Here is a 5395-nt window from a genome sequence, read left to right as displayed (position 1 = left end):
GCGCAACGCACAGGCACCCGCACGGCGGGAAAGCCGACAACGTGGGAAGCCGGCCAAGCGCAGCGAAACGTCACTCCGCCACGCCAACCAGCAGCACCCGGCTCCCCGGTGACAGGGCGCGCCACCGGTGGGTGACCCCGCCGGTGCAGTACAGCGTGTCGCCGGGGCCCAGCTCGTAGCGGTGACCGTCCGCCTCGGCCTCCACGGCGCCCGCGACGACGTACATCAACTCGTCGTGCGGATGGCGGAATTGACGTTGCCAGTCGTGCCGGCCGGTGAACTCCAGGGCGTGCAACTGGCGCTGCCCGCGGACCAACGGGCGTACCCGGCCGCCGGCGCCGTCCTCGGGGACCGCCGCGGAGTCGGCCCGCACCACATCGACCGCGCGGCGGGAACCGTCCGCGGCGGCCAGCAGCCGCACCGCGGTGGTCTCCAGGGCGTCCGCGATCAGCTGGAGCGAACGCATGCTGGGCCGGGCCCGGTCGTTCTCGATCTGGCTGAGGAAGGGTGCGGACAGCCCGGTGGCGCGGGCCAGTTGGGCCAGTGTCAGCTCCCGGGCGCGGCGCCGCCGCCGGACTGCCGCCCCCACCCGCGGCGCCTCCGCCGCGCCCTCGGTCCCGCTCATCGCTCGTTCCTCCCCGGCACCGTCCCGCCCTCCTTATTGCGCCGTTCACAGCCCTGCAACACACCGCCCCTAGCGTCTACGCTGTTTGATCCCATCAAACAAAGTTTGACAAGAACCGGTTTGACGAGGGGAAATCCGCCATGGCCTCCGGCACGACCGCAGTCGATCAAAACACACGCCGCCGCCGCGGCACCGGCCTGATCGCACTCGATCCCGCCGCCGCCCACGACGGCTACACGCTCTACGCCCCGCTCACCGGCGGCGGCCAGGTCCTCCTGGTGGACCTGCACGGCACCGTCGTCCACCGCTGGCACCTGCCGCACCGCCCCGGCCGGCACGCCCGCATCCTGCCCAACGGCAACCTCGCCTACAACGCCACCCTGCCCGGCCAGGACGCGCTCTTCCCGATGTGGCACAAGTACCGCGGCGGGCTGATGCAGGAGATCGCCCCGGACGGCACGGTGCTGCGCTCGTTCACCGACCCGCTCCAGCACCACGACGCCCACCACCACGGCGACGGGCGGATCCTCTACAGCGCGCTGGAACCGCTGACCGGCGCCCGGGCCGCGGCGGTGCGCGGCGGCGCCCCCGGCTCCGAACCGGACGGTACCGTCCACGCCGACACCCTCCGCGAGGTCGACGCCGACGGCCGGCTGCTGTGGTCCTGGAACGCCGCCGACCACCTCGACCCGGACGCCTACGCCCTGCACCCCGCCTACTCCCGCGAGCACTGGCCGCTGATCAACTCCGTGCTGCCGCTGGCCGACGGCAACGTGCTGGCCAGCCTGCGCAGCGCCTCCGCGGTCATCGTCATCAGCCGGTCGACCGGCGAGGTCCTCTGGCGCACCGCGCCGGGCCTGGTCTCCCAGCAGCACCACCCCACCGAGCTGCCGAACGGCAACTTCCTGATCTTCGACAACGGCGTCTTCCGGCCCGGCTGCGACGTCCCCTACTCCCGCGTCATCGAGGTGGACCGGGCCACCGGCGCGGTGGTCTGGGAGTACCACGACCCGGCCCGGGAGGCGTTCTTCGCGCCCTTCATGGGCAGCGCCCAGCGGCTGCCCAACGGCAACACCCTGGTCACCGACTCCCCCGCCGGCCGGATCTTCGAGGTCACCGCCGAGGGCCTGCTGTGCTGGGAGTACGTCGTCCCGGAGTTCGGCGGCTACCGCGAACCGGAGGTCGGTGAGCTGTTCCCGACCCAGAACAACGCGGTCTTCCGGGCCTACCGCTACGGCGCCGGGGACCTGCCCTGGCTGAAGCGGCAGGGCTGACCGGTGGCCGCCCCCGGGCCCGCGCCCGCCGCGGCGCCGGTGGACGAACGGCTGCCGCTGAGCCGGCTGCTGCCGTTCGCCGCCCAGCACGTCCTGGCCATGATCGCCGCCCCGGTCTCCACCGTCTTCCTGCTGGCCGGCGGGTTGCACCTGCCGCCCGACCGCACCGCCGCCCTGCTCAGCGCCACCCTCGTGCTGTGCGGGGCCGGGGCGCTGCTCCAGTCCTTCGGCGTGCTGCGGATCGGCGCCCGGCTGCCGTTCATGATGCTGCCCGGCGGCGCGGCGGCCGCCCTCTTCCTCCAGATCGCCCGGGAGCACGGCCCGGCCACCGCCTCCGGCGCGGTCCTGCTGGCCGCCGCGCTGCTGCTCGCGGTGGTGCCGGTGTACGGGCGGATCGTCCGGTTCTTCCCGCCGCTGGTGATGGGCGCGACGGTACTGGTGATCGGCGTCAACATGATCGCGGTGGCGGCGCCGATGGCCGCCGCCGGCACCGGCCCGGCGCTGGTCACCCTCGCCGCCACCACCCTGGGCTTCCTGCTGCTGCGCGGCGTGTGGCGGCAGCTGTCCGTCCTGCTCGGCATGGCGGTGGGCACCGCCGCCGCGGCCCTGCTCGGCACCCCGTTCCGCGCCGTACCGGGTGACGCGGTGCTCGCCCTGCCGCGCCTCCTGCCGTACGGTGCCCCGCACTTCGACGTGGTGGCCGCGCTGCCGCTGCTGGTCTTCGCACTCGCCTCGCTCGCCGAGGCCACCGGCCAGACGGTGCTCAACAGCGAGGCGGTGGGCCGCACCCCGGCCCCGGCCCGGGACGTGCCGCGGACCGCCCGGGCGGACGCGGTGGCCTCGCTCGCCGCCGGGCTGCTCGGCGGCGCGACGATGGTGACCAGCGCCGAGAACATCGGCATCGTCCGGCTCACCGGCGTCCGCAGCCGGTTCGTGACCGCGGCCGCCGGCGCGCTGCTGGTGGGGTGCGGACTGCTGGCACCGGTCACCCGGCTGCTGGCCGCACTGCCCGTACCGGTCGTCGGCGGCGCCGCGCTGGTCATCTACGCGGTGATCGCCGCGATGGGCATCGATATGCTGCGCCGCGCCGACCTCGCCGACCGCGCCGCCTCCACCGTCGTCGCCCTCACCCTCCTCGCCGGCCTGCTGCCCGTCCTGTCCCCGCGGCTGTACGCGCCGCTGCCCGGCTGGGCGCACACCCTCTTCGGCAGCGGCGTCCCGGCCGCCGCGCTGACCGCCGCGGTGCTGACAGCCCTGTTCGCCCGCCTGGACCCCGCACGCCGCGCGGCGCCGGCCGGCGCGGGCTGACCCGTTCACGCCACCCGGCGGGTCAGCCCCAGCAGATCGCGGGCCGGACCGGCCGGGCGCTGACCGGCCGGCCACACCGCGCGCAGCTCGCGGCCCAGTTGCAGGCCGCGCACCGGGACCTCCACCAGCCGGCGCGCGGTCAGCTCCTCGCGGACCGCCAGCTCGCTCAGCACGGACGGGGCCGCCTCGCTGACCACCGCCGCCTTCACCGCCGTGGTCGAGGCCAGCTCCAGCAGCGGCGCGGCCAGCCCGCCGGCTCCGGCCAGCGCCGCGTCCAGCACCTGGCGGGTACCCGACCCGCGCTCCCGCAGGATCAGCGGCGTGGCGGCGAGTTCGGCGGCGGTCAGGCCGCTGCGCCGCCGGGCCCAGGGGTGGGCCGGCGCGGCCACCACGGCCAGCCGGTCGTGCCCGATCACCGTGGTGTCCAGCCCCGCCGGAACGTCCAGCCCCTCCACGAAGCCGAGGTCCGCCTCGCCCGCCAGCAGCCGCTCGGCGACCGCCCGGGAGTTCCCGGCCAGCAGCGACACCGCCGTCCCGGGGCGCTGGGCGCGCAGCGCCACCAGCCAGCCCGGCAGCAGGTACTCGGCGATCGTCATGCTCGCCGCGACCCGCAGCCGGGAGTCGCGCCGGCCGCGCAGCGCCGACGTGCCCGCGTCGAACGCCTCGGCGGCCTCCACCACCTGGCGCGCCCAGTCCGTGACCAGCGCCCCGGCCTCGGTCAGCCGCGAGCCGCGCGGCGACCGCTCCACCAGCGCCACCCCCAACTGCCGCTCCATCGTCCGGATCCGGCTGCTGGCGGCGGGCTGGGTGATGCCCTGCGCCCGGGCGGCCCGTCCCAGGCTGCCGAGCCGCGCCACCGCGAGCAGCAGCTCCAGCGCCCCGAGATCCGGCACCCGGTGGTGCAGCGGCCCCCCGCCGTCAGCCGCCGGCAGCCCCGCCTCATCCGTCCCACTCATAACCCCAGCTTATGCCCTCATAGAAACGCGGTCCCTGGTGAGCGCGACAAGGACCGGCGACCCTACGGACCATGCCCGCACTCACGCACGCACCGTCCCCGGAAGCCGCCGCCCCCGGCGGCACCGCCCCCGGCCCGCGCCTCTCGCTCCGCGACCTCGGCCCGAACTGGTACGCCGCGGTCATGGGCACCGCGATCGTCGCCAACGCCGGTGCGGCGCTGCCGCTCACCGTCCCCGGCCTCCGGGTGGCCTGCCGGCCGGTGTGGGCGCTGTCCGCCCTGCTGCTGCTGACCCTGCTCACCGCCCGCGCCCTGCACTGGGCCCGCCACCGCGACCAGGCCCGCCGCCACCTGCTGGACCCGGCCGTCGCCCCGTTCTACGGCTGCCTGGCCATGGCCCTGCTCGCGGTCGGCGGCGGCACCCTCGCGGTCGGCCGCGACGTCCTCGGCACGCCCGCCGCGGTGGCCGCCGACGCCGTGCTGTGGACCGCCGGCACGCTGACCGGCCTGGCCGCCGCGGCCGGCGTCCCCTACCTGATGGTGACCCGGCACCGGATCCCCGAGGGCAGCGCCTCCCCGGTGTGGCTGCTGCCGCTGGTCCCGCCGATGGTCTCGGCGGCCCTGGGCCCCGCGCTGATCCCGCACCTGCCGCCCGGCCAGCCGCGGGAGGCGATGCTGCTGGGCTGCTATGCGCTGTTCGGGATATCGCTCCTGCTGACCCTGACCGTGCTCCCGCTGATCCTGCACCGGCTGTTCCACCACGGCCCGCTGCCGCTCGCCCTCACCCCCACCCTCTTCCTCGTCCTCGGCCCCCTGGGCCAGTCCACCACCGCCGTCCAGAACCTCGCCGACGCCGCCCCCGGCACCGTCACCCCCCTCCACGCGCACGCCATGAGCGCCTTCGCGGTCCTCTACGGCGTACCGGTGCTCGGCTTCGCGCTGCTGTGGCTGGCGCTGGCGACCGCGATGGTGCTGCGCGCGGCCCGCCGCGGGATGGGCTTCGCGATGACCTGGTGGGCCTTCACCTTCCCCCTCGGCACCTGCGTCACCGGCGCCGCCGCCCTGGCCCGCGGAACGGGCCTGACGGCCCTCAGCGCCCTGGCCACCGGCCTGTACGCGGTCCTGGTCGGGGCCGTGGCGGTCACGGCTACTGCGACCGTCCGAGCGGTGTGTAGGTAGCTTCCCACGTTGTCGGCTTTCCCGCCGTGGGGGTGCCTGTGCGTTGCGCCTCCG

The 5395-nt window shown here is 75.8% G+C and carries 5 protein-coding genes; 3 read left to right on the top strand and 2 right to left on the bottom strand.

The genetic code is table 11. The features are described 5' to 3' along the window. Window positions 1–70: 70 nt before the first annotated feature. The gene (locus tag MUU72_RS34880; RefSeq protein WP_248017477.1) at window positions 71–625 is read right to left on the bottom strand and encodes a helix-turn-helix domain-containing protein; all 555 of its coding nucleotides are present in this window, start codon (window positions 623–625) and stop codon (window positions 71–73) included. Between the two features lie 140 nt (window positions 626–765). On the opposite strand from MUU72_RS34880, the gene MUU72_RS34875 reads away from it, so the two are divergent. Next, entirely contained in the window at window positions 766–1899 is a 1134-nt protein-coding gene (locus MUU72_RS34875; RefSeq protein ID WP_248017476.1) for an arylsulfotransferase family protein, read from the top strand. A 3-nt stretch (window positions 1900–1902) separates the two neighbouring features. Beyond that, on the top strand, window positions 1903–3207 hold the full coding sequence (locus tag MUU72_RS34870) for a uracil-xanthine permease family protein (protein WP_248017475.1): 1305 nt from the start codon (window positions 1903–1905) through the stop codon (window positions 3205–3207). A 5-nt stretch (window positions 3208–3212) separates the two neighbouring features. On the opposite strand, the gene MUU72_RS34865 is transcribed toward MUU72_RS34870, so the two are convergent. After that, a complete protein-coding gene (locus tag MUU72_RS34865; RefSeq protein WP_248017474.1) occupies window positions 3213–4163 on the bottom strand; it encodes a LysR family transcriptional regulator in 951 nt (316 codons plus the stop codon). Window positions 4164–4234: 71 nt separating this feature from the next. On the opposite strand from MUU72_RS34865, the gene MUU72_RS34860 reads away from it, so the two are divergent. After that, window positions 4235–5341, top strand: a complete 1107-nt coding sequence (locus tag MUU72_RS34860; RefSeq protein WP_248017473.1) for a TDT family transporter — start codon at window positions 4235–4237, stop codon at window positions 5339–5341. The last annotated feature ends 54 nt before the right edge of the window (window positions 5342–5395 follow it).

Origin of the sequence: Streptomyces rhizoryzae (genome assembly GCF_023155275.1) — a bacterium.
GTDB lineage: Bacteria > Actinomycetota > Actinomycetes > Streptomycetales > Streptomycetaceae > Streptomyces > Streptomyces rhizoryzae.
This window is presented reverse-complemented; position numbering and strand designations above follow the sequence as displayed.